We start from the raw sequence: 25,052 nt of genomic DNA on the forward strand, positions 1-25,052 counted from the left end.
AATAAGTTAACAGCAGGCGCTTGATTGCGTCGGGCATGTCTTACGCCCAAATTCGGGCGACTGAACGGTAAAGAGGCGACGAATAATGAGTATTACCGGAATTGAAAAGCTGGAATTTGGCGTAGACGACCTGAACCACTGCGCCAAATTTATGCGCGATTTTGGCCTGACCGCCGACGCCAGCGGCCGCGCGTTTACCACCCTCAGCGGCGCGCGGGTCGAACTTAACCCAACCGATGCCGCTGACTTACCGCCAGCTTTTGAGGCGGGCAACACCCTGCGTCGCATGACCTGGGGCGTTGCGGATCGGGCGACGCTGGATGCGCTGCGCCCGAAGCTGGAACGTCAGCCCGGTTTCCGTGAAATCGATGGCGCGCTGGAGTGTCGTGACCCTAACGGTATGACGCTGCGGGTGCAGGTTAGCCAGCAAACAGCGGTGGAACTGAACGTCGAGCCGATTAACCAGTGGGGCGATGTGCGTCGCATCGACACTCCGAGCCCGGTATACGACCGCGCGCAGCCCATTAATGTCGGCCACGTCGTATTCTTTGTTGAAGAGCTGGCGGCGGTGGAAAGTTTCTATCGCGAAGTACTCGGCTTCCAGGTGTCAGACCGTTACATCAATCGCGCGGTGTTCCTGCGCTGCGGCGTGCGCGGCGGCCACCATAACCTCTTCTTATTGCAGTTGCCCAACCGCAAGCGCGGGCTAAACCACGTCGCGTTTACCGTACGGGATATTCATGAAGTGATCGGCGGCGGCATTGCGATGAATAAAAACGCGTGGAGTACTTTTATCGGTCCAGGTCGCCATCCGGTCTCCTCGGCCTACTTCTGGTATGTCAACAGCCCGACCGGCGGCGCTTTTGAGTACTACACCAACGATGATTATCTGACGGAAAACTGGCAGCCGCGCGAGCTGGAGCATTCACTCGTGTCCTTTACCGAATGGGCGGTGGAAGGCGGTATCGATCACGATACCCGTCGCCAGCAGAAAAAACCGGAGGCGGTATGACGGCGCGGATAGTCATTATCGGCGGCGGCCAGGCTGGCGGCTGGGCAGCGAAAACGCTGCGTGATGAAGGGTTTAGCGGCGAGATTTGCGTGGTTGCCGAAGAGCAATGGGATTTTTACGAGCGCCCGCCGTTGTCGAAGGCGGCGTTGCTGGAGGCCGAACCGGCGCTGCCGCGGTTATTTAGCGCCGAGGCGCAGCAGGCGCTGAACCTACGCTGGTATCGCCCGCTGCGTGCGGAATCGATCGATCGGCAAAATAAAACCCTGGCGCTGAGCAACGGTGAAACGCTGGCATATGACCAACTGTTGATCGCCACCGGCGGCCGGGCGCGACTGCCGTCCGAGGGCTGGGCGCAGCATCCGCAGGTTTATACCCTGCGCCACTGGCAGGACGCGCAGCGTCTGAAGCAGCGGCTGGCATCGGCAACGCGGCTGGCGATCGTTGGCGGCGGCTGGATTGGCCTCGAAATCGCCGCCTCGGCGCGCAAAAGCGACGTGGCCGTAACCCTTTACGAGCAGCAGCCGGCGCTGTGCATGCGCTCGGTCAGTATGGAGGTCTCGCAGGCGCTGGCGCAACTACATCGCCAGCAGGGCGTTGAGATTCGCGGCGGCTGCGGCGCGCTGGAGCTGGAAGAGGATAACGGCCTGCCGACTCTGCACTGCGACGGCCAGCGGGAAACCTTCGATGCGGTAGTGGTGGGGATCGGCGTCGATCTGAATCTCGAACTGGCGCGCGATGCCGGGCTCACTGTCGATCGCGGGATTGTCGTTAATGCCCAGGGGCGCAGTAACGATCCGGCGATTTTCGCCGCTGGCGATGTCGCTCAGCACCATCAGTACGGCCTGTGCATTCAGTCGTGGGCCTTTGCGCAAAATCAGGCCATCGCAACGGCGAAAGCGATGCTCGATCCGCAGGCCAGCGGCTACGACGAGGCGCCCTGGCTGTGGTCGGATCAATACGATCGCAATATCCAGATCCTCGGGATCCCGCAGGCGGGCAGCCGCACCATTGTGCGTGACGAGCCGCAGGGCGCGATCTACTTCTCCCTGAATGCCGATGGACGCTTAACTCAGCTGGTGGCCTTCAATAATGCACGTATCGTGAAGCTGGCGAAGCGCTGGATGGCGGCGGGAAGGGATCTCTCTAACGTCCCGCTCGCTGACCCGACTTTCTCGCTGATGTCATTGCGATAAGTAACGCGAACCCTTAAGGGGGAGAAATGACCACATTAGAGACCAACGCCGCGCCTGCAGAGGCGAGCGGCGAGGGCGTCCGCACGCCTGAAAAAGCAGTTCGTTGGGCCATTCCGCTGTCCCTGCTGGCCTGCGTGCTGCTGGCTTTTTTCGACAAAATCAGTATCGCCGCGCTGTTTTCCGATAATCACTTCCAGCAGGCGATGGGCATCGATTTCGACACCACCCGGCTGGGCATTCTGATGAGCGCCTTTTTGCTGAGTTACGGCTTCTCGTCAGTGTTATTAAGCGGCCTTGGCGACCGGATTGCGCCGCTGCGTCTGCTGACTGGAATGATGGTGGTGTGGTGCATCCTGATGGTGATCATGGGTTTCACCCACAACTACGCGCTGATGGTGATGCTACGCGTCCTGTTGGGCATCGCCGAAGGGCCGCTGTTCCCGCTGGCGTTTGCCGTGGTGCGCCACACCTTCCCGCAGCGGCTACAGGCCCGCGCCACCATGCTGTGGCTGCTCGGCACGCCGGTTGGCGCAGCGTTGGGATTCCCGCTGTCAATTTGGCTACTTAATACTTTCGGCTGGCAGAGCACATTTTTCGTGATGGCGATGCTGACGGTACCTGTGCTGATTTTTGTGCGCATCGGGCTGCGCGGCGTGCAACTGGAGGCGAGAGCGAGCAGCGATAAAACCTCGCAGGAAGCGCGGCGCAGCGCGCGTCGCGAGCTCTTTGTGAGTCCGCATTTTTGGATGATATGCATCTTCAACATCGCCTTTCTCGCCTATCTGTGGGGGATCAACGGCTGGCTGCCGGGCTACCTGATTAAAGGTAAAGGCATTCATCTGGAACACGCCGGCTGGCTGTCGTCGATGCCGTTTATCGCCATGTTGCTAGGCGAAATTATCGGCGCCTGGCTGTCCGACCGCGTCGATAGGCGCGCCGCAGCCTGCTTTATTTCCCTGGCAGGCGCGGGTATTGGCCTGGCGGCAGTGATGCATTTCACCACGCCGCTGCCGGTAATCGCGGCGATGAGCTTTAGCACCTTTATGTGGGGCACCGGCGCGCCGAACATTTTCGCCCTACTGGCTAAAGCGACCCATCCACGGGTCAGCGCCACGGCGGGGGGGATTTTCAACGGGCTGGGAAACTTTGCCGGGGCGCTATCGCCGGCGGTGATGGGCGCGCTTATCGCCTTCACCCATAGCATGGATTCCGGGCTGATTTTTCTGGCAGTGATGGCGGCGGTGGGTTGCGCCCTGTTACTGCCGCTGCTGAGACGTTACTGAGGATAAAACGATGACTGATTCAACCGTAACTGCAAAACAGAGTTTGAAACCTGACCATTTGACGATGGAAGAGTGGGTGGAGTCGCGTATCGCGCGCTTCGAAGGCCGTAAATACGACTGGAATGCGCTGAAATTCCAGGCCGATTTCGACCCCAAATATCGCCGCGCGCAGATGCGCTACATCGGCACCGGCGCCACCGGCGTCGCCAGCGATACCAACACCGTTCCGGCGGAGCACTTCACCTTTTCCACCATGGTGTTGCCGTCCAAATGTGAAGGCCCGCTGCATCTGCATGATGACGTAGAAGAGGTGTTCTTCATGCTCAAAGGGCAGATCACCCTGATGATTCAGGATGGCGACAACTATACCGAAACGGTACTGCGCGAACGCGATCTGATCTCGGTGCCGCCCGGAATCTATCGCGGTTTGTTTAACCACGGCGAAGAGGAGGCGCTGATGTGCGTGATGCTGGGCACGCCGAAACCGCATGTTCCGACTTATCCGGAAGATCATCCGTTGTCAAAAGTGAAGCGTAACTAAGGAGCGATGATGACGGGTTTTCGTGAACAAGGATGCGGGGTACCGCTGACGCTGCTGCACGGCATCAGTTCCGGCGCAGCCTCCTGGCATAAACAGATGGCGCTGCCCGGCTACCGCGTCCTGGCCTGGGATATGCCCGGTTATGGCGAAAGCCCGATGCTTGCGGCGGCGCCGGCGGATGCTGGCGATTACGCTGACGCGCTGGCGCTGATGCTGGACCGTGCCGGGGTAGAACAAACCGTACTGGTCGGCCATTCGCTGGGCGCGTTGGTGGCGGCTGCCTTCGCCGCGAAATATCCGCAGCGGGTGCTTTATCTGGTGCTGGCCGACGTCGCGCAGGGCTACGGTCAGGCGGAGGTCGCACAGCGGGAAAACGTCTGGCTAGGGCGTCAGCAGCAGATAGCGCAAGGCGGCGAGGCGATGGCCCAGGGGCGAGCGGCAAAACTTCTGCGCCCTGGCGCGCGCGAAGCTGATGTGGCGACGGTGGCGGCGGGGATGCGCAGGCTACGCCGCGACGGTTATCTCGCCGCGGCCTGGATGCTGGCTCATGACGACATTCACCGTTGGCTCGCCGACTATCGCGGTCGTCTCTCCGTGTGGTGTGGCGAGCAGGATGCCATTACCCAACCGGAGTTAGTGCAAGGAGTGGCGCTGCGTTACGGCGCTCCTTACATCGCCATCCCGCAGGCTGGGCATGCCAGCTATCTCGATAACGAAATCTTTTTTAATCAACAGCTTTTACGCATAGGGGAAGAGGTGCGCGATGAATGCACAAATTGAAGGACGCGTCGCGGTCGTCACCGGCGGTTCGTCAGGAATCGGCTTTGAAACGCTGCGCCTGTTGCTAGGCGAAGGGGCGAAGGTCGCCTTTTGCGGCCGCAACCCGGATCGTCTGGCCAGCGCCTATGCAGCACTGCAAAACGAATATCCAGAAGGCGAGGTGTTCTCCTGGCGCTGTGACGTACTGAACGAAGCGGAAGTTGAGGCGTTCGCCGCCGCGGTCGCCGCGCGTTTCGGCGGCGTCGATATGCTGATTAATAACGCCGGCCAGGGCTATGTCGCCCACTTCGCCGATACGCCACGCGAGGCCTGGCTGCACGAAGCCGAACTGAAACTGTTCGGCGTGATTAACCCGGTAAAGGCCTTTCAGTCGCTGCTTGAGGCGTCGGATATCGCCTCGATTACCTGTGTGAACTCGCTGCTGGCGTTACAGCCGGAAGAGCACATGATCGCCACCTCTGCCGCCCGCGCCGCGCTGCTCAATATGACGCTGACTCTGTCGAAAGAGCTGGTGGATAAAGGCATTCGTGTGAATTCCATTCTGCTGGGGATGGTGGAGTCCGGGCAGTGGCAGCGCCGTTTTGAGAGCCGAAGCGATAAGAGCCAGAGTTGGCAGCAGTGGACCGCCGATATCGCCCGTAAGCGGGGGATCCCGATGGCGCGTCTCGGTAAGCCGCAGGAGCCAGCGCAAGCGCTGCTATTCCTCGCTTCGCCGCTGGCCTCCTTTACCACCGGCGCGGCGCTGGACGTTTCCGGCGGTTTCTGTCGCCATCTGTAAGGAAAGATGATGAAAAAGGTCATGTTAATTGGCTATGGCGCGATGGCCCAGGCGGTGATTGAACGCCTGCCGCCGCAGGTGAGGGTGGAGTGGATCGTGGCGCGCGAATCGCATCACGCAGCGATCTGCCTGCAGTTTGGTCAAACGGTGACGCCGCTTACCGATCCGCTGCAATGCGGTGGGACGCCGGATCTGGTGCTGGAATGCGCCAGTCAGCAGGCGGTCGCGCAGTACGGCGAAGCGGTGCTGGCGCGCGGCTGGCATCTGGCGGTGATCTCGACCGGTGCGTTGGCGGACAGCGAACTGGAACAGCGTTTACGCCAGGCGGGTGGCAAGCTGACGCTGCTGGCTGGCGCGGTGGCCGGAATAGATGGCCTGGCGGCGGCGAAAGAGGGGGGGCTTGAACGAGTGACCTATCGGTCGCGTAAAAGCCCGGCCAGTTGGCGCGGTAGCTATGCTGAACAGCTTATCGACCTCAGCGCGGTCAATGAAGCGCAGATTTTCTTTGAGGGCAGCGCCCGCGAGGCGGCCCGGTTATTCCCTGCGAATGCCAACGTGGCGGCAACCATCGCGCTGGGCGGTATCGGCCTTGACGCGACCCGGGTACAGCTGATGGTCGATCCGGCTACGCAACGCAACACCCATACGCTACACGCCGAAGGATTGTTCGGCGAGTTTCACCTGGAGCTGAGCGGCCTGCCGCTCGCCAGCAATCCGAAAACATCGACCCTCGCGGCACTGAGCGCGGTACGCGCCTGCCGTGAACTGGCATAACGCAGAGAGGCTGAGATGGACGAATTAGACATTTTTATCGGCGGCCAGTGGCGTCGCGGCGGCGGCAATTTGATGCACAGCCAGTTTCCGGCGGATGGCGCTATTAACGCGGCGCTGCATGCGGCAAGCCTCGATGATCTGCAGGAGGCGATCGACTGTGCCGACCGCGCCTGGCGGGAGCCAACGTGGCGGGCGATGCTGCCGCATCAGCGGGCGAAGATCCTGCATAAGGTCGCGGAACTGATAGAGGTGCAACTTGATGAGTTAAGCCAAAAGCAGAGCCGCGATAACGGTAAGCCGCTGGCTGAGGCGCGGGGACTGGTGATGAGCGCGGCGGGGACGGCGCGCTATTTTGCCGCCGCCTGTGAACTGCTGGAAGGCGAGCTGCCGACGCCGCGGCAGGCGGATCTATTGACCCTGAGCCGCTATGAGCCGCTGGGCGTGGTGGCGGCGATCACCCCGTGGAACTCGCCGATCGCCAGCGAAATGCAGAAGGTGGCCCCGGCGATCGCCGCCGGAAATGCGGTGATCCTCAAACCGGCGGAAGCCACGCCGCTGATGGCGCTGGAGCTGGCGAAGATCTTTGAGCAGGCCGGTTTACCCGCCGGACTGCTGAGCGTGCTGCCGGGTAAAGGATCGATTATCGGCGATGCGCTGGCCCGCCATCCTAAGGTGCGCAAAATTTCCTTTACCGGCGGCACCACCACCGGACGTCACCTGGCGCATGTGGCGGCGGAAAAACTGATCCCGGCGTCGCTGGAGCTGGGCGGCAAATCACCGACCATCGTGCTGGAAGATGCCGATATCGAACAGGCGGCGCGGGGCATCTGCTACGGCATTTTCAGCTCCGGCGGCCAGGCCTGTATTGCCGGCTCGCGGCTGTTTGTTCATGACAGAGTGTACCCGCAATTAATGGCCCGCCTGCTGGAGTTAACCCAAGGGCTGCGGGTTGGTCACCCGTTCAACGCTGGCACCCACGTCGGGCCGCTGATCAACGATAAACACCGCCAGAGCGTGCAGGAGTACGTCGAGCTGGCGAAACGCGAAGGCGGCAGGGTGCTATGCGGCGGCGAGATCCCGGCGGATCCGGCACTGGCGGCAGGCAGCTATTTCCTGCCGACCATCATTGAAGGGCTGAACAATCAGGCCCGCGTTTGCCAGGAAGAGATCTTCGGGCCGGTACTGGTGGCGATGCGTTTTCGCGATGAAGCGGCGTTAATCCGTGAGGCCAATGATTCGGTCTTTGGGCTGGCGGCGGGGATCTGGACGCGCGATACCGGCCGCGCGCTGCGTCTGAGCGAGCAGCTGGAAGCCGGTACGGTGTGGATCAACACCTACAAAGTTTTCTCCATTTCGACCCCGTTTGGGGGCTTTAAAGAGAGCGGTCTGGGCCGCGAAAAAGGGATCCAGGGGCTGAAGGCCTGGATGCAGCAAAAGAGCATTTATCTGGCGACGGGTAATAGCGTCAACCACTGGTGCGACTGAGAAAGGGTGAGCAATGAGCGAAATGATAACCGTCGGCGATGCCATCGCCAGAACGCTGGAGCAGTATCACGTTGAAGCCATTTATGGCGTCATTTCTATCCATAACCTGCCGATCGCCGATGCCGTCGGCCAGCGGGAAAAAATCCGCTTTGTTCCGGCGCGAGGTGAAGCGGGCTCGGTGACCATGGCTGACGCCCACGGCCGTTTTTCCGGGCTCGGCGTGGCGCTGACCAGTACCGGCGCGGGGGCGGGTAATGCGGTCGGCGCGCTGGTTGAGGCGATGAACGCCGGTACGCCGCTGCTGCACCTGACCGGACAGGTCGAAAAAGCCTGGCTGGACGCCGACACCGGTTTTATTCACGAAACCCGCGATCAGTTGACCTTTCTGAAAGCCAGTTCGAAGCGCGCTTACCGCATTAGCAACGCCAACCAGGCGGTGGCTATCCTGCATAAGGCGATTCAGGAGGCGCAGACGCCGCCGTGCGGCCCGGTCTCGGTGGAGATCCCAATCGACATTCAGAGCGCCAAAATACCGCCTTCACTGCTGACCGCGCCGCTGAAACGCGCTCCGGCGGTTGAGCCGGAACCGGCGATGGTCGATGCGCTGTGGGCGCAGCTTAAGCAGGCGAAGCGGCCCTTGCTGTGGCTTGGCGGCGGCGCGTTAGAGAGCGGCGAGGCGGTGAAGACGCTGGCGGATGCCGGGGTGACGGTGATCTCCAGCACCCACGGCCGCGGCATTCTGGCAGACAGCCATCGCGCCAGCTTGCGCGCGTTTCATAATTCTCCCTCGGTTGAAGCGCTGATTTCACAATGTGATTTCACACTTGTGGCCGGTTCCCGGCTGCGCAGCAACGAAACGCGCTCGTGGACGCTGGCGCTGCCCACGCCGAGGGTGCAGATTGATATCGACCCGGCGGCGGCCAGCCGTAACTACCTGATGGACAACACGCTGGTGGCGGACTGCCGCGCTTTATTAGACGCGCTGGCGAAGCGGGTACAGGGCCGGATGTGGGGCGATGCGCATTGGGATAGCCAACTTAAAGAGGCGGTAGAGGCGGCGGAGCAGGGGCTGCGCGACCAGTGCGGCGCTTACGCTAAATTGAATGACGCGATTGCGCAGGCGCTGCCCGATGACGGCATTCTGGTGCGCGATATTACCGTTTCCGGCAGCCTGTGGGGCAGCCGTCTGTTCCGCGCTCACGGTCCGCTGATGAATATCCATTCTCTGGCCGGAGCCATCGGTATGGGGCTGCCGATGGCGGTGGGCACCGCGATTGCCAATCCGCAACGGAAAGTGGTCGGCCTGGTTGGCGACGGCGGCCTGAGCCTGAACCTTGGCGAAGTGGCGACTCTGGCGCAGGAGAAGGCCAACGTGACGCTGTTGATTATGAACGACGGCGGCTACGGCGTAATGCGCGGTATTCAGGATAAGTACTTTGGCGGTCGCCAGTATTACAACGAGCTGCACACGCCGGACTTTACCCTGCTGGCGCAGGCGATGGGTCTGCAGGCGTGGAGCGTGGATCGGGCTGAGGATTTTCAGGCGGTGATGACCGAGGCGCTGGCGATGCCGGGGCCATCGGTGGTGGAAGTGAAGATGGGCCAGATTGGCGCGCTGCGCTTTGCCGGCCCGCCGCAGAAGACGCTGTATTAATGATAACCCAGTGACCCCAACCCTCTCCCTTCCGGGGAGAGGGTACCGTACGGCACAGGGGGTTAATCAAGGCGCCGGACGGTTGCTCCTGCGCGCCGGGAGAGGGCCGACCCGCAGGAGAGGGTTCATGACGTGCTTAAAACACGTTAAACGGATATTCGACGTAGAACCGCACTTCATTGCCGCTGACGTTATAGTCGCTGGCGTTGCTGGAAACCCGCAGTACCGAATACCGGAGTCTGAATTTCAAATCTTTCGCCGCCCCGTTTTGCACCTGGTATTGAACCTGATTGAACCATTCGTGTTCTTTGCCGTTGCTGGTCTCTGACGTTTTAATGTTATCCCCGCGCACGTAGGCGGTGGTCCAGGTCAGCCCCGGTAGCCCCAGCCCGGCAAAATCCAGTCCGTACGATGCCTGCCAGGAACGTTCATCTTCCCCGTTAAAATCAGACCAGTAGGAGTTGGCCAGCCAGATGGTGTTCCCGCCATCGCCGACGCCGCCCTGGTTCTGGTAGCTGCCATAGTGGTAGCCAGTGCTGCCGCTGCTTTGCTGGTAAGCGACTTTAAAGGTGTGAATATCCCAGATATAGCTGGCGGCCAGACTCCAGATGCTGTTACTGCGTCCGGTGTCATTGGCATCGGCATATTCTTGATCCAGACGTGAGTGATAGCCGTTGAAATCGAGAATCAGCTGCTGGCTGGCGGCGAACGGCTGCTTAAAGTAGAGGCCAAGATACTGTTTGTTCAGCACATCTTCGACATGCGACGCGTACAGCGCGCCGCTGAGCTGGTCGTTGAACCGGTAGCTTGCCCCGCCGAAGGTGAGGCTTTTCAGACCGCTGTTGTGGCTGTCGTCACTTTTACGCTGCTGATCGGTCAGGTAGCCGGCGTTAATGTCCAGACCGTCGATTTCGCGTGAGGTCAGCATGGTGCCGGTATAGCTCTCGTAGAGCAGGCGCGAGTCGTCGGCGTAGACGATGGGCAGCATTGGGCGCTGGCTGCCGTAGCTGAGCACGGTATTCGAAAAGCGCATTTTGCCGGTGGCGCCGAATTTCGCGAGGTCGGATTTTGCCCGGCCGTCGTCATCCTGGGCGAAAAAGTCGATGCCGCCCGCGCCGCTACGGCCGCGGCCGCCGTCGAGGCGCACGGCGTACTGCGCAATGCCGTCAACGCCGAAGCCGACCGGCCCCTGGGTAAAGCCGGATGCGAAGGTGGCGATAATTCCCTGGCCCCATTCGGCTTTATCCGGCAGCCCATCGCGATAATCGCGTTTGATATAAGCGTTACGTAAAAAGAGATCCAGATGACTGTCGTCAATAAAGCCCTGGCTGGTCGATTGTTGGCTGGCGAAAGCCGGTGCGGCGGCAATAATGCCAAGTGCGATGAATGGTAATTCTTTTTTCACTGAGGGCACTTCTCTGTCTGTCGATATATTCAAGGGAATCACTGCAATCGCGATATTCTCCTGAAATAATGTCGAAAGCAATCATTGTGTGAGCAATGGTATCGGCAGGAAACAAGCGGTGTGGCGCGCGCTGGCTGCGTTTGGCGAAGAGGGGTGGACTATTTAATATTTGGTCGAACCCGGTTCTGAAAGGCGGATTGCGTACGCCGTTTTTCATTTGCCAAATAATATATTGCTGAGTAACAGCGTATAAAATAATTGGCTGCGACGAGGTGCAATCATAATTAACGGTTTGTGCGCTTAAGTTATCAATTGATGCGGCTAAATATTTTTACTGGTAGATAAAAAAGGGAGGCAGACATGCCTCCCGCTGGCGGTTATTTAATCCCGTCGGCCTTCATGCGATCGCGAATATGCTGGGCGCGCGCTTCGGATGCCGGGTGATCGTCAAACATCGAGCTCTGACGGCCGGCTTCCAGCTTGGCCAGTTTTTCGAAGCTGGTGGCCAGTCCCGACGGATTGATGCCGCGCTTACGCAGCAGATCGTAAGAGTAGTCGTCCGCTTCCGATTCCTGGCGCTGGGAGAACTGCGAGTTCACCAGTTTTTCACCCAGATCGCCGAGCTGCGACTGGGACAGGCTGCCGACGATGCCGCCGGCGGAGGCCGCCGCCGCGCGCACAGCGTTGGTGCCCAGGGCAACCTGCATCCCTTTCTTCACGTGGCCCAGCGCGACGTGGCCCATTTCGTGGCCGATCACCGCCTCGACTTCATTATCGTTCATCAGATCCATCAGCCCGCTGTAGACGCGGATGCAGCCGTTGGCCATGGCGAAGGCGTTGACATCCTTGGTCTCATAGACCTTGTAGTTCACGGGCTGACCATTGATGTTATCGCCCAGCGCAGCCGCGATTTTGTTCAGCCGCTGGCTGTATTCACTGCTGGCCGGGGCGATTTTCGCTTTGGCGTCCATCTCTTTACAGGCCTGGTCGCTTAAGGTTTTCACCTGCGCGTCGCTGAGGGAGTATGCCTGGAAGGCTTCGGCCCCTGAGCTGAGCAGACCGTTGGAGTCCATGTTCTGACATCCGGTGAGCGTTGCTGCGATCCCAAGAGCAAGTACGGTTGAGCGAATTTTCATTTTTTATCTTCCACAATCTTATGGTTGTTTATCCGACAATACGGCGACGGCAGGGAACCGTATTCTGCGTAAATTATAAAGAGTATCGCAGGATACGGGCGAGCGGATTCCGGCGTAGCACAACCTGTTCCAGAGATTTCTTAAAGGGCAAAAGGATGCTCCATGTACATGACTTGTCGCTTGGGTTACATTGTTCACACTTTTTTCCGGCGTAGCCCAAAACGCGCTCTCGTCAAGTCGTTAAGGGCATGGCCTTCAACAGTCCGAACTGGAGTCAAAATGTCCTCACGTAAAGAGCTTGCTAACGCTATTCGTGCGCTGAGCATGGACGCTGTACAGAAAGCCAAATCCGGCCACCCGGGTGCCCCGATGGGTATGGCTGACATTGCCGAAGTGCTGTGGCGTGATTTCCTGAACCATAACCCGAACAATCCGGCCTGGGCTGACCGTGACCGTTTTGTACTATCCAATGGCCATGGTTCGATGCTGATTTACAGCCTGCTGCACCTCACTGGCTACGATCTGCCGATTGAAGAGCTGAAAAACTTCCGCCAGCTGCACTCTAAAACGCCGGGCCACCCGGAAGTCGGCTACACCGCGGGCGTGGAAACCACTACCGGTCCGCTGGGCCAGGGTATCGCTAACGCGGTCGGGATGGCTATCGCCGAGAAAACTCTGGCGGCGCAGTTCAACCGTCCGGGGCACGACATCGTCGACCACTACACCTACGCTTTCATGGGCGATGGCTGCATGATGGAAGGCATTTCTCACGAAGTGTGCTCCCTGGCCGGTACCCTGAAGCTGGGCAAACTGGTGGCCTTCTATGATGACAACGGCATCTCCATCGACGGCCACGTTGAAGGCTGGTTCACCGACGATACCGCCAAACGCTTTGAAGCCTACGGCTGGCACGTGGTGCGCGGCGTTGACGGTCACGACGCTGACGCCATCAAACGCGCGGTAGAAGAAGCGCGCGCGGTTACCGACAAACCATCCCTGCTGATGTGCAAAACCATCATCGGTTTCGGTTCGCCGAACAAAGCCGGTACCCACGACTCCCACGGCGCGCCGCTGGGCGACGCCGAAATCGCCCTGACCCGCGAAGCGCTGGGCTGGAAACACGCGCCGTTTGACATCCCGTCTGACATCTATGCGCAGTGGGATGCCAAAGAAGCTGGCCAGGCGAAAGAAGCAGCCTGGAATGAGAAGTTCGCTGCCTACGCCAAAGCTTTCCCGCAGGAAGCCGCCGAATTCACCCGTCGTATGAAAGGCGAGATGCCGTCTGACTTCGACGCGAAAGCCAACGAGTTCATCGCGAAGCTGCAGGCCAACCCGGCGAAAATCGCCAGCCGTAAAGCCTCTCAGAACGCCATCGAAGCGTTCGGTCCGCTGCTGCCGGAATTCCTCGGTGGCTCCGCAGATCTCGCGCCATCTAACCTGACCCTGTGGTCTGGTTCTAAGCCGATCAACGAAGATACTGCCGGTAACTACATTCACTACGGCGTGCGTGAGTTCGGTATGACCGCTATCGCCAACGGTATCGCGCTGCACGGCGGTTTCCTGCCGTACACCTCCACCTTCCTGATGTTCGTGGAATATGCGCGTAACGCGGTACGTATGGCGGCGCTGATGAAGCAGCGTCAGGTGATGGTCTACACCCATGACTCCATCGGTCTGGGCGAAGATGGCCCGACTCACCAGCCGGTAGAGCAGGTGGCTTCCCTGCGCGTGACCCCGAACATGTCCACCTGGCGTCCGTGTGACCAGGTGGAATCCGCGATTGCGTGGAAATATGGCGTTGAGCGTCAGGACGGCCCGACCGCGCTGATCCTGTCCCGTCAGAACCTGGCGCAGCAGGAGCGTACCGCAGAGCAGCTGGCGAACGTGGCCCGCGGCGGTTACGTGCTGAAAGATTGCGCCGGCCAGCCGGAGCTGATCTTCATCGCCACCGGTTCGGAAGTTGAGCTGGCGGTTGCCGCGTGGGACAAACTGACCGCCGAAGGCGTGAAGGCGCGCGTGGTCTCCATGCCGTCCACCGACGCGTTCGACAAGCAGGATGCGGCTTATCGTGAATCCGTACTGCCGAAAGCCGTGACCGCGCGCGTTGCTGTGGAAGCGGGTATCGCTGACTACTGGTTCAAATATGTTGGCCTGAACGGCGCTATCGTTGGCATGACCACCTTCGGTGAGTCTGCGCCGGCTGAGCAGCTGTTCGAAGAGTTCGGCTTCACCGTCGACAATGTGGTCGCTAAAGCGAAAGCGCTGCTGTAATCGCTGGTACGGTGCGGGCTAATGCCCTCACCCCAACCCTCTCCCACAGGAGAGGGGGCAAGCACCAAAAACGGTAACCCCTGGGTTACCGTTTTTGCTTTTACCTCGCCACCCGGCTTTTTTGTATCTGCTATTCCTGAACCATGTAATACGGTTGTAAATTATTCCAGCAAAAATGTGATGTGAGTCATATAGCTGGTTTATTGCGCTGGACAAACATTCCTTTTATTCCTTGTTTGGCTTATTCTAGCTGAAGCGTTTCAGTCGTTTAAATGTTCGACAATTAATCAATCAGTCGCAGTTTGCAGCTGGTAAGGTTTCCCTCAGAGCGTAGCTGGATTACTCTGTCAGCCACCTCATCACAGGGACAGCCTTGCAGGAGATCTATGACCATTCGCATCGCGATTAATGGCTTCGGTCGTATTGGACGCAATGTGGTTCGTGCGCTATATGAATCCGGGCGCCGTGCGGAAATCACCGTGGTGGCAATCAATGAGCTGGCGGATGCTGCGGGCATCGCGCATTTGTTGAAATATGACACCAGCCATGGCCGTTTCGCCTGGGATGTTCGTCAGGAGCGCGAGCAGCTGTTTGTTGGCGATGATGCCATCCGTCTGCTGCACGAGCCGACCATTGCGGCGCTGCCCTGGCGCGAGCTGGCGGTAGACGTGGTGCTCGACTGCACCGGCGTTTACGGAAGCCGTGAGCACGGTGAGGCGCACCTGCAGGCGGGGGCGAAGAAAGTGCTCTTCTCCCATCCCGGCGGCAACGACCTCGACGCGACGGTGGTGTATGGCGTCAATCAGGATGAACTCCGCGCCGAGCACCGTATTGTCTCCAACGCCTCCTGTACCACCAACTGCATTATTCCGATCATTAAACTGTTAGATGATGCCTATGGCATCGAGTCCGGCACCGTCACCACCATTCACTCGGCGATGCATGACCAGCAGGTGATTGACGCCTATCATCCGGATCTCCGGCGTACCCGCGCGGCCAGCCAGTCGATCATTCCGGTGGATACCAAACTGGCGGCAGGGATAACCCGTATTTTCCCGCAGTTTAACGACCGTTTTGAAGCGATTGCCGTGCGGGTGCCGACGATAAACGTGACGGCAATTGACCTGAGCGTGACGGTTAAAAAACCGGTAAAAGCATGTGAAGTCAACCAGTTGCTGCAAAAAGCAGCACAAGGTGCATTTCATGGTATAGTTGACTATACGGAATTACCGTTGGTCTCGACAGATTTTAACCACGATCCGCACAGTGCTATTGTTGATGGCACGCAAACCCGGGTCAGTGGCGCGCATCTGATCAAAACGCTGGTCTGGTGCGATAACGAATGGGGCTTTGCTAACCGAATGCTCGACACGACGTTAGCGATGGCGGCTATTGGTTTCAGGTTCGACGCGTAAACGTCGACAAAACTTTATGAATCAACGAGAGGATTCACCATGTCTGTAATTAAGATGACCGATCTGGATCTGGCTGGTAAACGCGTTTTTATCCGTGCGGATCTGAACGTACCAGTTAAAGACGGGAAAGTAACCAGCGACGCGCGTATCCGTGCATCTCTGCCGACCATCGAACTGGCGCTGAAGCAGGGCGCGAAAGTGATGGTAACCTCCCACCTGGGTCGTCCGACCGAAGGCGAGTACAACGAAGAATTCTCTCTGCTGCCGGTTGTTAATTACCTGAAAGACAAACTGTCCAACCCGGTACGTCTGGTTAAAGACTACCTGGACGGCGTTGAAGTGGCTGCCGGCGAGCTGGTGGTGCTGGAAAACGTTCGCTTTAACAAAGGCGAGAAAAAAGACGACGAAGCGCTGTCTAAAAAATACGCCGCGCTGTGCGACGTGTTCGTGATGGACGCCTTCGGTACCGCGCACCGCGCGCAGGCTTCCACCCACGGTATCGGCAAATTTGCTGACGTGGCGTGCGCAGGCCCGCTGCTGGCCGCTGAACTGGATGCGCTGGGTAAAGCGCTGAAAGAGCCGGCTCGTCCGATGGTCGCTATCGTCGGTGGTTCTAAAGTATCCACTAAGCTGACCGTGCTGGATTCCCTGTCTAAAATCGCTGACCAGCTGATCGTCGGCGGCGGTATCGCTAACACCTTCGTTGCCGCCCAGGGCCACAACGTCGGCAAATCCCTGTACGAAGCGGACCTGGTTGATGAAGCCAAGCGCCTGCTGAGCACCTGCGATATCCCGGTTCCGACTGACGTTCGCGTCGCGACCGAGTTCTCCGAAACCGCAACGGCGACTCTGAAATCTGTTAACGACATCAAAGATGATGAGCAGATCCTGGACCTTGGCGACGTTTCCGCACAGAAACTGGCTGAAATTCTGAAGAACGCCAAAACCATTTTGTGGAACGGCCCGGTTGGCGTATTCGAATTCCCGAACTTCCGTAAAGGGACTGAAATCGTGGCTAACGCTATCGCGGACAGCGAAGGTTTCTCCATCGCCGGCGGCGGTGACACCCTGGCAGCGATCGACCTGTTCGGCATCGCTGACAAAATTTCCTACATCTCCACTGGCGGCGGCGCGTTCCTTGAATTCGTCGAAGGCAAAGTCCTGCCGGCAGTAGCGATGCTCGAAGAGCGCGCTAAGCAGTAATTCAGTTCAGGCGGGGAAACCCGCCTGTTTTTCAGCGCGCTTAAGGGCTCGCGAACCTTCTTCAACGGTCGAAGATACAGATACAGGACTAAGTAACATGTCTAAAATTTTTGATTTCGTAAAACCGGGCGTCATCACTGGCGACGACGTTCAGAAAGTGTTCCAGGTAGCGAAAGAAAACAACTTTGCACTGCCAGCGGTAAACTGCGTAGGGACTGACTCCATCAACGCCGTTCTGGAAGCTGCTGCGAAAGTACGCTCTCCGGTTATCGTTCAGTTCTCTAACGGCGGCGCAGCGTTCATCGCAGGTAAAGGCGTGAAAACTGACGTTCCTCAGGGTGCTGCTATCCTCGGCGCTATCTCTGGCGCGCACCACGTGCACCAGATGGCTGAGCACTACGGCGTGCCGGTTATCCTGCACACTGACCACTGCGCGAAGAAACTGCTGCCGTGGATCGACGGCCTGCTGGACGCGGGTGAAAAACACTTCGCCGCTACCGGCAAACCGCTGTTCTCTTCTCACATGATCGACCTGTCTGAAGAGTCCCTGCACGAAAACATCGAAATCTGCTCTAAATACCTGGCGCGCATGGCCAAAATGGACATGACCCTGGAAATCGAACTGGGTTGCACCGGTGGCGAAGAAGACGGCGTGGACAACAGCCACATGGACGCTTCCGCCCTGTACACCCAGCCGGAAGACGTGGATTACGCGTACACCGAGCTGAGCAAAATCAGCCCGCGCTTCACCATCGCCGCTTCCTTCGGTAACGTACACGGCGTGTACAAACCGGGTAACGTCGTTCTGACCCCGACTATCCTGCGCGATTCTCAGGAATATGTTTCCAAGAAACACAACCTGCCGCACAACAGCCTGAACTTCGTCTTCCACGGCGGTTCCGGTTCTTCCGCTCAGGAAATCAAAGACTCCGTCAGCTACGGCGTAGTGAAAATGAACATCGATACCGACACCCAGTGGGCAACCTGGGACGGTATCCTGCAGTACTACAAAGCGAACGAAGCTTACCTGCAGGGCCAGCTGGGTAACCCGAAAGGCGAAGACCAGCCGAACAAGAAATACTACGACCCGCGCGTATGGCTGCGTGCTGCACAGACTTCCATGGTGACTCGTCTGGAGCAGGCATTTAAAGAGCTGAACGCGATCGACGTTCTGTAAGAAAAATCTGTTTCTTACCCCGAAGCCCGCAGCAATGCGGGCTTTTTTATTATCTTAACAACAGGATAGCTCAGCAGAAAACTGTGATCCATTTGGCAAAACGTGCACTTATTGTTTACCCTATAACCTGACTGCCCTGTCGCAGGCTGAGTTATTTACTTCCCCCTGGGGGATTCATAAGGAATGTTAAATGGAAGATTTGAACGTTGTCGATAGCATCAACCACGCCGGAACGTGGCTGGCACGCAACCAGGAGCTGCTGCTGAGCTATGCCGTCAACATCGTCGCGGCTATCGCTATCCTGATCGTCGGGATGATCGTGGCGCGCGTCGTCTCTAATACCGTCAACCGCCTGATGCTGGCGCGTAAAATTGACGCCACCGTTGCCGATTTCCTCTCCGCGCTGGTGCGCTATGCGGTTATCGCCTTTACGCTGATTGCCGCCCTGGGACGCGTGGGCGTGCAGACCGCCTCGGTCATTGCGGTGCTGGGCGCCGCGGGTTTAGCCGTCGGTCTGGCGCTGCAGGGATCACTGTCTAACCTCGCGGCTGGCGTACTGCTGGTGATGTTCCGCCCTTTCCGCGCCGGCGAATATGTCGACCTTGGTGGTGTAGCGGGTACGGTGCTTAACGTACAGATTTTCTCCACTACCCTGCGTACCGCCGACGGTAAAGTGGTGGTGGTACCGAACGGCAAAATCATCGCCGGCAACATCATTAACTTCTCCCGTGAACCGGCGCGCCGCAATGAGTTTATTATCGGCGTCTCTTACGATGCCGATATCGACAAGGTGAAGCAGCTCCTGACCTCGATTATCGAATCTGACGATCGTATTCTGCGCGATCGGGAAATGACGGTTCGCCTGAACGAACTCGGCGCCTCGTCGGTGAACTTTGTGGTGCGCGTCTGGAGCAAAAGCAGCGATCTGCAAAACGTCTACTGGGATATCCTCGAGCGCATCAAGCGTGAATTTGACGCCAACGGCATCAGCTTCCCTTATCCGCAGATGGATGTTCATGTGGTGCGTCTGCCGGAAAAAGCCGAGTAAACCGCCACTCAGTGACTCAGGCCGGCGATGCCGGCCTTTTTTAATGGCTCATTATTAGCTTTGCTTATTAATGATTAATACTTTCAATTTCCGCTAATAATTTATTCGCGTTATAGTCAGCGCCACTCTCGAACACAGCGGAAAAATCCTCATGTTTACCTATTACTTTCAGGGCCTTGCCCTGGGGGCGGCAATGATTTTGCCGCTTGGCCCCCAAAATGCTTTCGTGATGAACCAGGGGATCCGTCGTCAGTATCACCTGATGATTGCCTTGCTGTGCGCCGTCAGCGACTTGCTGCTGATCTGCGCCGGCATTTTTGGCGGCAGCGCGCTGCTGATGCAGTCCCCCTGGCTACTGGCGCTCGTGACCTGGGGCGGCGTGGCCTTTTTACTGTGGTACGGCTTTGGCGCATTGAAAACAGCGTTCAGCCAGAATCTTGAGCTCGCCAGCGCCGAGGTGATGCAGCAGGGGCGCTGGAAAATCATTATCACTATGCTGGCGGTCACCTGGCTGAATCCGCACGTTTATCTGGATACCTTTGTGGTGTTGGGCAGCCTGGGAGGCCAGCTGGCGATGGAGCCGAAGCGCTGGTTTGCGCTGGGAACCATTAGCGCCTCTTTCCTGTGGTTCTTTGGTCTGGCGCTGTTGGCCGCATGGCTGGCGCCGCGGCTGCGTACCGCCGGAGCCCAGCGGATCATCAACATTGTGGTCGGCGCCGTCATGTGGTTTATTGCGTTTCAGCTGGCAAAAGAGGGCGTCGGCCATATCCAGGCGTTGCTCAACTAAGCGTTGTCCGATGGACTTTCCCGCTGTACGCGCTAAGCTTGCTGGCATGCGTCCCGTAAGGGCGATTTAAGTAACATGGAGAAACGACAGTGAAGTTAAAAGTCTTAGCCCTGGCGGCAACACTCGGATTTAGCACGATGGCGGCACAGGCCAGCGAATTGCCGGACGGTCCGCATATTGTGACTTCAGGCACAGCAAGCGTTGCTGCGGTTCCGGATATCGCCACCCTGGCGATCGAAGTGAACGTGGCGGCAAAAGATGCCGCATCGGCAAAAAAACAGGCTGACGATCGCGTTGCGCAATACCTCTCTTTCCTCGAAAAGAGCGGCATTGCGAAAAAAGACATCAACTCGGCGAATCTGCGCACCCAACCTGATTACGACTATCAGAACGGGAAAAGCATTCTGAAAGGCTACCGCGCGGTGCGCACTGTCGAAGTGACCTTGCGCCAGCTGGATAAACTCAACGGTCTGCTGGACGGCGCCCTGAAAGCCGGTCTGAACGAAATTCGCTCCGTCTCGCTGGGCGTTGCGCAACCGGACGCCTACAAAGATAAAGCGCGTAAAGCGGCGATCGACGACGCCGTGCATCAGGCGCAGGAGCTGGCCGCAGGTTTCCACAGCAAGCTGGGTCCGGTGTACAGCGTGCGCTACCACGTCTCTAATTATCAGCCGAGCCCGATGGTTCGCATGATGAAGGCCGCTGACGCTGCGCCGGTTTCCGCCCAGGAAACCTACGAGCAGGCCACAATCCAGTTTGACGACCAGGTCGACGTCGTGTTTGAACTGCAGCCGGCGCAGGCTGCGGCCCCGGCCACGCCGGCGAAACCGGCTGAAGCGCCGAAACCGGCCCAGTAAGCGATAGAAACAAAAAAGCCACTTCAGCGAAGTGGCTTTTTTTATGCCCGCGGCTTAATCCTGACGCAGCACCTTGTGGCCGTAGTCGATGAGCGCATCGGTCACCCGGCGCATCATGCGGCTTTCCGGGGCAAAGCGGTGCCAGTAAAGCATACGGCGCTGAAACAGGCCGGGAGTGAGGTCGATAAGCTCGCCGCTGTTGAGCTCTTTTTCGATCTGCAGATGGGGGATCATGCAGCAGGTGGTGCCCTGGCGCGCCAGCTGGACGAAGGCTTCCGACGAGTTGACGATATGGCAGGGGACGCTACCCGGCGGCAGGTCGAAGTTTTGCTGCAGAAATGCCTGATGCATATCATCCAGATGATCGAAAGCGACGACCGGCGCTTTCAGCAGCGCCGAGCGCGTTACGCCGTTGGGGAAATAGCGTTGCGCAAACTCTTTTGAGGCGACAAACAGGTAATCGAGCGCGCCGAGCTGATCCACCAGGCAGCTTGGCAGCGCCTGCGGCTGGATACTTACCGCGCCGACCACTTCGCCACGGCGCAGGCGTTCCTGGGTGCGGGTTTCATCTTCCACCTGCAGGTTGAGACGAATAGGGGAGTCCGACAGCACATTAGCCAGCGCCGGCAGCAGCCAGGTCGCCAGACTGTCGGCGTTCACCGCCAGCGACAGCAGCAGCGGCGTGGAGCCAGTCTGCTCGTCCCCCAGCCACTCTTCCTCCAGCAGTTCAACCTGGCGCAACAGCGCCAGCAATTTTTGCCCTTGCTCGGTTGGGCGCGGCGGCACGGTACGTACCAGCAGCGGCTGGCCGAACATATTTTCCAGTTGCTTAATACGCTGTGAGACGGCGGACTGGGTAATACATAGCTTCTGCGCGGCGCGCTCAAATCCTCGTTCTCTAATCACCGCGTCCAGCGCTTGTAGTGTCCTGTAGTCCGGTCGTTTCATTATTCTGGCGTGCCCCCATAACTAATCGTTATCTCGCACTATGACATAAATTTTTATTTGATACAGACGAAATTGGTCTGCTCTGTTGTGTGATCTGCATCGCAGGGACATTTCCACTGTCGATGTTCTATAATGCGCCACAGGCATTCACATCTCGGACCATAATTATGACGCAGGATGAACTGAAAAAAGCGGTAGGTTGGGCGGCGCTGCAATACGTACAGCCAGGGACCATTGTGGGCGTAGGCACCGGCTCGACGGCGGCCCATTTTATTGACGCGCTGGGCACCATGAAGGGGCAAATCGAAGGGGCGGTTTCCAGCTCCGATGCCTCCACCGAGAAGCTGAAAAGCCTCGGGATCACCGTCTTCGATCTCAACAGCGTCGATCGCCTGGGGATCTACGTTGACGGCGCGGATGAGATCAACGGCCACATGCAGATGATCAAAGGCGGCGGCGCGGCGCTGACCCGTGAGAAGATCATCGCCTCGGTAGCGGATAAATTTATCTGCATCGCCGATGCCTCCAAGCAGGTCGATATTCTGGGTAAATTCCCGCTGCCGGTTGAGGTCATTCCGATGGCGCGCAGCGCCGTGGCGCGCCAGCTGGTCAAGTTGGGCGGCCGTCCGGAATACCGTCAGGGCGTGGTGACCGATAACGGCAACGTGATCCTTGACGTGCACGGCCTGGAAATTCTCGATGCTATCGCGCTGGAAAACGCGATTAACGGCATTCCTGGCGTCGTGACCGTGGGGCTGTTCGCCAACCGCGGCGCCGACGTGGCGCTGATCGGCACCGCTGACGGTGTGAAAACCATCGTAAAATAGTCTGTCCGCAGGGAGCCAACCGGCTCCCTCGCAAATATTTTTTCACCTGGCGCAATTTAGTGACTTCTGTCACATTTGTGCAACCATTCTGATTAACGCGCTACCGTTCATTATCTTTCTGGTGTTTTGTCCTGCCATTTCCTTCTGAATGGCATTTCTTCAGGACAGCGACGCAAACGTTCATATTGCCGCGATAGTTTTTTTTGATATGTTGCTGAGACGAACTTTCGTTCAGCACGACATCAGTTAAGACAAAACAGGACGGGGAAATGGCTAAGGTATCACTGGAAAAAGACAAGATTAAATTTCTGCTGGTTGAAGGTGTGCATCAAAAGGCAATCGATAGCCTTCGCGCGGCAGGTTACACCAACATTGAATTTCATAAAGGCGCGCTGGATTCCGAACAGCTGAAAGCGTCGATCCGTGATGCCCATTTCATCGGCCTGCGTTCCCGTACCCACCTGACTGAAGAGATTTTCGCCGCGGCGGAAAAACTGGTTGCCGTCGGCTGCTTCTGCATCGGTACCAACCAGGTCGATCTGGACGCCGCCGCGAAACGCGGTATTCCGGTGTTTAACGCGCCATTCTCCAATACCCGTTCGGTGGCCGAGCTGGTGATCGGTGAGCTGCTGCTGCTGCTGCGCGGCGTGCCGGAAGCCAACGCCAAGGCGCATCGCGGCGTATGGAATAAGCTGGCGGTGGGGAGCTTTGAAGCGCGCGGCAAGAAACTGGGGATTATCGGTTACGGCCACATCGGCACCCAGCTCGGCATTCTGGCGGAATCGCTGGGGATGCATGTCTTCTTCTATGATATTGAAAACAAACTGCCGCTGGGCAACGCCACTCAGGTACAGCATCTCTCCGACCTGCTGAACATGAGTGATGTGGTTAGCCTGCACGTGCCGGAAAACGCCTCCACCAAAAATATGATGGGCGCGGAAGAGCTGGCGCTGATGAAGCCGGGCGCGCTGCTGATCAACGCCTCCCGTGGTACCGTGGTGGATATTCCGGCGCTATGCGATGCGCTGGCGAGTAAGCATCTGGCCGGGGCGGCGATCGACGTCTTCCCGACCGAACCCGCGACCAACAGCGACCCCTTCACTTCGCCGCTGTGCGAGTTTGATAACGTGATCCTGACGCCGCATATCGGTGGCTCCACTCAGGAAGCGCAGGAGAACATCGGTCTGGAAGTGGCCGGCAAGCTGGCGAAGTACTCTGACAACGGGTCTACCCTGTCGGCGGTCAACTTCCCGGAAGTTTCTCTGCCGCTGCACGGTGGACGCCGTCTGCTGCACATCCATGAGAACCGGCCGGGCGTCCTGACCGCCATCAACCAGATCTTCGCCGCGCAGAGCATCAATATTGCCGCCCAGTATCTGCAAACGTCGCCGCAGATGGGTTACGTGGTTATTGATATCGAAGCGGAAGAAGATGTTGCCCAGCAGGCGCTGCAGGCGATGAAAGCGATCCCGGGGACTATCCGCGCCCGTCTGCTGTTCTAACCATTTTTGCCTCTCGGGCAGGTCGCGTGCCTGCCCGTTTTTTTGTTAACACCTTCCAGGCAGAAATTCTTCTCCCCACGTACCTACCAACACCAGGTTTTGCCCGGGGTGATCACCGCCGGCAGCGGGATATCCCACTCTTCGCTCGGCAGGGTGTCCACCTGCTGGCAGTCGTGCGCGTAGCCCACCGGCTGCAGGCGATACTGCTGCCAGTTTTGCAGCGTCCGGTCGTAAAAACCTCCACCCATCCCCAGCCGTTGTCCGCCGGCATCGAAGGCCACCAGCGGGGTGACCAACACATCGAGATCAGCGAGCGGCAGCACGTCGCGCACGTCGAGCTTCGGTTCACGGATCTTCAGGCGATTCACTATCAGTTCGCTCTGCGGATGGTAATGTAAAAACAACAGGTTACCGTGGCTAAACGGATGCAGCACCGGGAGATACACCCGCTTGCCGGCCCGCCAGAGCTGGTCAATCAGCGGTTGGGTGTCCAGCTCGCCGTCAAAGGAGAGAAACAGCGCCACGGTGTGGGCGAGAACCACCGGCGGCCAGGCCATCATTCGCTCTGCGGCCTGCAGGGCAAACTGCCGCTGTTGCTCAGGGCTGAGCGCGCGTCGACGCTCGCGGATCTGCTGGCGAATATGCTGGCGGGAAAGCAGGGTATCGGGCTGTAGGGTCATGCAGGTCTCATGGCGAGCAGGCGAAACAATAGAAAGCAGTGTAATACAGTGCGGCGTCAGCCGAAAACAGGTGTGGGGAAATAATGCGAAGTGAGGAAGGGAATCTCCGAGATGCCGCCGCAGGCTGTAACCCTTGAACCCTTGGTTCAAGGTGAATGTGTCGTCACGGTTTTAAGGCTTCTCGGACGGACCGAGCATGCTCACCAACCGTGGAGCGCCACATTCTTGTGGTATGAAATATCGGCTCAGGGGACTGGCCCGCTTGCAAACATCTCAGAGAAATTTTGTTCCTGGAG

The 25,052-nt window shown here is 58.4% G+C and carries 22 protein-coding genes and 1 other RNA gene; 18 read left to right on the forward strand and 5 right to left on the reverse strand.

The annotated features are described in order from the left end of the window. Positions 1-85 precede the first annotated feature (85 nt). From MKS11_RS01515 to MKS11_RS01555, 9 genes are read left to right on the forward strand one after another with little or no spacing between them, the layout of a single operon-like run. The gene (locus MKS11_RS01515) at positions 86-1,012 is read left to right on the forward strand and encodes a VOC family protein (protein ID WP_087770929.1); all 927 of its coding nucleotides are present in this window, start codon (positions 86-88) and stop codon (positions 1,010-1,012) included. Further along, the gene (locus MKS11_RS01520; RefSeq protein WP_114267668.1) at positions 1,009-2,205 is read left to right on the forward strand and encodes an NAD(P)/FAD-dependent oxidoreductase; all 1,197 of its coding nucleotides are present in this window, start codon (positions 1,009-1,011) and stop codon (positions 2,203-2,205) included. Before MKS11_RS01515 ends, MKS11_RS01520 begins: the two co-directional genes overlap by 4 nt. 26 nt (positions 2,206-2,231) lie before the next feature. Further along, entirely contained in the window at positions 2,232-3,488 is a 1,257-nt protein-coding gene (locus MKS11_RS01525; protein WP_284109356.1) for an MFS transporter, read from the forward strand. Between the two features lie 10 nt (positions 3,489-3,498). Beyond that, positions 3,499-4,029 carry a cupin domain-containing protein gene (locus tag MKS11_RS01530; protein ID WP_025999198.1) on the forward strand — a complete coding sequence of 177 codons (531 nt, stop codon included), beginning with the start codon at positions 3,499-3,501 and terminating at the stop codon, positions 4,027-4,029. Between the two features lie 9 nt (positions 4,030-4,038). Beyond that, complete coding sequence (locus MKS11_RS01535; RefSeq protein WP_017899776.1) at positions 4,039-4,809, forward strand: alpha/beta fold hydrolase; 771 nt, start codon at positions 4,039-4,041, stop codon at positions 4,807-4,809. Then, positions 4,793-5,587 carry an SDR family oxidoreductase gene (locus MKS11_RS01540; protein WP_017899777.1) on the forward strand — a complete coding sequence of 265 codons (795 nt, stop codon included), beginning with the start codon at positions 4,793-4,795 and terminating at the stop codon, positions 5,585-5,587. Before MKS11_RS01535 ends, MKS11_RS01540 begins: the two co-directional genes overlap by 17 nt. 9 nt (positions 5,588-5,596) lie before the next feature. Continuing rightward, the gene (locus MKS11_RS01545; RefSeq protein ID WP_017899778.1) at positions 5,597-6,361 is read left to right on the forward strand and encodes an aspartate dehydrogenase; all 765 of its coding nucleotides are present in this window, start codon (positions 5,597-5,599) and stop codon (positions 6,359-6,361) included. 15 nt (positions 6,362-6,376) lie between these two features. Next, positions 6,377-7,846: an aldehyde dehydrogenase gene (locus MKS11_RS01550; RefSeq protein ID WP_004205148.1), complete on the forward strand. Its 1,470-nt coding sequence runs from the start codon at positions 6,377-6,379 to the stop codon at positions 7,844-7,846. A gap of 13 nt (positions 7,847-7,859) precedes the next feature. After that, complete coding sequence (locus tag MKS11_RS01555; protein WP_064187787.1) at positions 7,860-9,500, forward strand: thiamine pyrophosphate-binding protein; 1,641 nt, start codon at positions 7,860-7,862, stop codon at positions 9,498-9,500. 136 nt (positions 9,501-9,636) lie between these two features. Here the strand turns inward: MKS11_RS01555 and MKS11_RS01560 are convergent, their stop codons facing one another. Continuing rightward, entirely contained in the window at positions 9,637-10,905 is a 1,269-nt protein-coding gene (locus tag MKS11_RS01560; RefSeq protein WP_087770927.1) for an OprD family outer membrane porin, read from the reverse strand. A 377-nt stretch (positions 10,906-11,282) separates the two neighbouring features. After that, positions 11,283-12,041, reverse strand: a complete 759-nt coding sequence (locus MKS11_RS01565) for a M48 family metallopeptidase (protein WP_017899781.1) — start codon at positions 12,039-12,041, stop codon at positions 11,283-11,285. Between the two features lie 279 nt (positions 12,042-12,320). Here MKS11_RS01565 and tkt point away from each other — a divergent pair, with 279 nt between their 5' ends. From tkt to MKS11_RS01600, 7 genes are all read left to right on the forward strand, one after another. Beyond that, positions 12,321-14,312, forward strand: a complete 1,992-nt coding sequence (gene tkt, locus MKS11_RS01570; RefSeq protein WP_017899782.1) for a transketolase — start codon at positions 12,321-12,323, stop codon at positions 14,310-14,312. Positions 14,313-14,698: 386 nt separating this feature from the next. Continuing rightward, complete coding sequence (epd, locus tag MKS11_RS01575) at positions 14,699-15,727, forward strand: erythrose-4-phosphate dehydrogenase (RefSeq protein WP_004205289.1); 1,029 nt, start codon at positions 14,699-14,701, stop codon at positions 15,725-15,727. 39 nt (positions 15,728-15,766) lie between these two features. Further along, positions 15,767-16,930 (forward strand): phosphoglycerate kinase, encoded by a 1,164-nt coding sequence (gene pgk, locus MKS11_RS01580; protein ID WP_004205291.1) that lies wholly within the window; start codon positions 15,767-15,769, stop codon positions 16,928-16,930. 97 nt (positions 16,931-17,027) lie between these two features. Then, complete coding sequence (gene fbaA / locus MKS11_RS01585) at positions 17,028-18,107, forward strand: class II fructose-bisphosphate aldolase (protein WP_004205292.1); 1,080 nt, start codon at positions 17,028-17,030, stop codon at positions 18,105-18,107. Positions 18,108-18,297: 190 nt separating this feature from the next. Next, positions 18,298-19,155 carry a small-conductance mechanosensitive channel MscS gene (locus MKS11_RS01590; RefSeq protein ID WP_017899785.1) on the forward strand — a complete coding sequence of 286 codons (858 nt, stop codon included), beginning with the start codon at positions 18,298-18,300 and terminating at the stop codon, positions 19,153-19,155. Positions 19,156-19,306: 151 nt separating this feature from the next. Beyond that, on the forward strand, positions 19,307-19,942 hold the full coding sequence (argO, locus tag MKS11_RS01595) for an arginine exporter ArgO (protein WP_048295582.1): 636 nt from the start codon (positions 19,307-19,309) through the stop codon (positions 19,940-19,942). A gap of 89 nt (positions 19,943-20,031) precedes the next feature. After that, entirely contained in the window at positions 20,032-20,799 is a 768-nt protein-coding gene (locus MKS11_RS01600) for an oxidative stress defense protein (RefSeq protein ID WP_004205295.1), read from the forward strand. Positions 20,800-20,853: 54 nt separating this feature from the next. Here MKS11_RS01600 and argP read toward each other — a convergent pair whose 3' ends face one another. Then, a complete protein-coding gene (gene argP, locus MKS11_RS01605) occupies positions 20,854-21,747 on the reverse strand; it encodes a DNA-binding transcriptional regulator ArgP (RefSeq protein ID WP_002916497.1) in 894 nt (297 codons plus the stop codon). 167 nt (positions 21,748-21,914) lie between these two features. On the opposite strand from argP, the gene rpiA reads away from it, so the two are divergent. Both rpiA and serA read left to right on the forward strand, forming a co-directional pair. Beyond that, on the forward strand, positions 21,915-22,574 hold the full coding sequence (rpiA, locus tag MKS11_RS01610; RefSeq protein ID WP_002916495.1) for a ribose-5-phosphate isomerase RpiA: 660 nt from the start codon (positions 21,915-21,917) through the stop codon (positions 22,572-22,574). A gap of 269 nt (positions 22,575-22,843) precedes the next feature. Continuing rightward, positions 22,844-24,076: a phosphoglycerate dehydrogenase gene (serA, locus tag MKS11_RS01615; RefSeq protein ID WP_043520934.1), complete on the forward strand. Its 1,233-nt coding sequence runs from the start codon at positions 22,844-22,846 to the stop codon at positions 24,074-24,076. Positions 24,077-24,159: 83 nt separating this feature from the next. Here serA and MKS11_RS01620 read toward each other — a convergent pair whose 3' ends face one another. Continuing rightward, positions 24,160-24,756: a 5-formyltetrahydrofolate cyclo-ligase gene (locus MKS11_RS01620; protein WP_048295581.1), complete on the reverse strand. Its 597-nt coding sequence runs from the start codon at positions 24,754-24,756 to the stop codon at positions 24,160-24,162. 99 nt (positions 24,757-24,855) lie between these two features. Further along, positions 24,856-25,039: non-coding RNA, 6S RNA (gene ssrS / locus MKS11_RS01625), on the reverse strand. Positions 25,040-25,052: the final 13 nt, after the last annotated feature.

It is taken from the genome of Klebsiella sp. K5-45, from assembly GCF_030128605.1.
In the GTDB taxonomy this organism is placed as follows: domain Bacteria; phylum Pseudomonadota; class Gammaproteobacteria; order Enterobacterales; family Enterobacteriaceae; genus Klebsiella; species Klebsiella quasipneumoniae.

Coding starts and splice junctions, on each gene's coding strand:
- MKS11_RS01515 (WP_087770929.1), top strand. CDS start 86: ATGAGTATTACCGGAATTGAAAAGCTGGAATTTGGCGTAGACGACCTG.
- MKS11_RS01520 (WP_114267668.1), top strand. CDS start 1,009: ATGACGGCGCGGATAGTCATTATCGGCGGCGGCCAGGCTGGCGGCTGG.
- MKS11_RS01525 (WP_284109356.1), top strand. CDS start 2,232: ATGACCACATTAGAGACCAACGCCGCGCCTGCAGAGGCGAGCGGCGAG.
- MKS11_RS01530 (WP_025999198.1), top strand. CDS start 3,499: ATGACTGATTCAACCGTAACTGCAAAACAGAGTTTGAAACCTGACCAT.
- MKS11_RS01535 (WP_017899776.1), top strand. CDS start 4,039: ATGACGGGTTTTCGTGAACAAGGATGCGGGGTACCGCTGACGCTGCTG.
- MKS11_RS01540 (WP_017899777.1), top strand. CDS start 4,793: ATGAATGCACAAATTGAAGGACGCGTCGCGGTCGTCACCGGCGGTTCG.
- MKS11_RS01545 (WP_017899778.1), top strand. CDS start 5,597: ATGAAAAAGGTCATGTTAATTGGCTATGGCGCGATGGCCCAGGCGGTG.
- MKS11_RS01550 (WP_004205148.1), top strand. CDS start 6,377: ATGGACGAATTAGACATTTTTATCGGCGGCCAGTGGCGTCGCGGCGGC.
- MKS11_RS01555 (WP_064187787.1), top strand. CDS start 7,860: ATGAGCGAAATGATAACCGTCGGCGATGCCATCGCCAGAACGCTGGAG.
- MKS11_RS01565 (WP_017899781.1), bottom strand. CDS start 12,041: ATGAAAATTCGCTCAACCGTACTTGCTCTTGGGATCGCAGCAACGCTC.
- tkt (WP_017899782.1), top strand. CDS start 12,321: ATGTCCTCACGTAAAGAGCTTGCTAACGCTATTCGTGCGCTGAGCATG.
- epd (WP_004205289.1), top strand. CDS start 14,699: ATGACCATTCGCATCGCGATTAATGGCTTCGGTCGTATTGGACGCAAT.
- pgk (WP_004205291.1), top strand. CDS start 15,767: ATGTCTGTAATTAAGATGACCGATCTGGATCTGGCTGGTAAACGCGTT.
- fbaA (WP_004205292.1), top strand. CDS start 17,028: ATGTCTAAAATTTTTGATTTCGTAAAACCGGGCGTCATCACTGGCGAC.
- MKS11_RS01590 (WP_017899785.1), top strand. CDS start 18,298: ATGGAAGATTTGAACGTTGTCGATAGCATCAACCACGCCGGAACGTGG.
- argO (WP_048295582.1), top strand. CDS start 19,307: ATGTTTACCTATTACTTTCAGGGCCTTGCCCTGGGGGCGGCAATGATT.
- argP (WP_002916497.1), bottom strand. CDS start 21,747: ATGAAACGACCGGACTACAGGACACTACAAGCGCTGGACGCGGTGATT.
- rpiA (WP_002916495.1), top strand. CDS start 21,915: ATGACGCAGGATGAACTGAAAAAAGCGGTAGGTTGGGCGGCGCTGCAA.
- serA (WP_043520934.1), top strand. CDS start 22,844: ATGGCTAAGGTATCACTGGAAAAAGACAAGATTAAATTTCTGCTGGTT.
- MKS11_RS01620 (WP_048295581.1), bottom strand. CDS start 24,756: ATGACCCTACAGCCCGATACCCTGCTTTCCCGCCAGCATATTCGCCAG.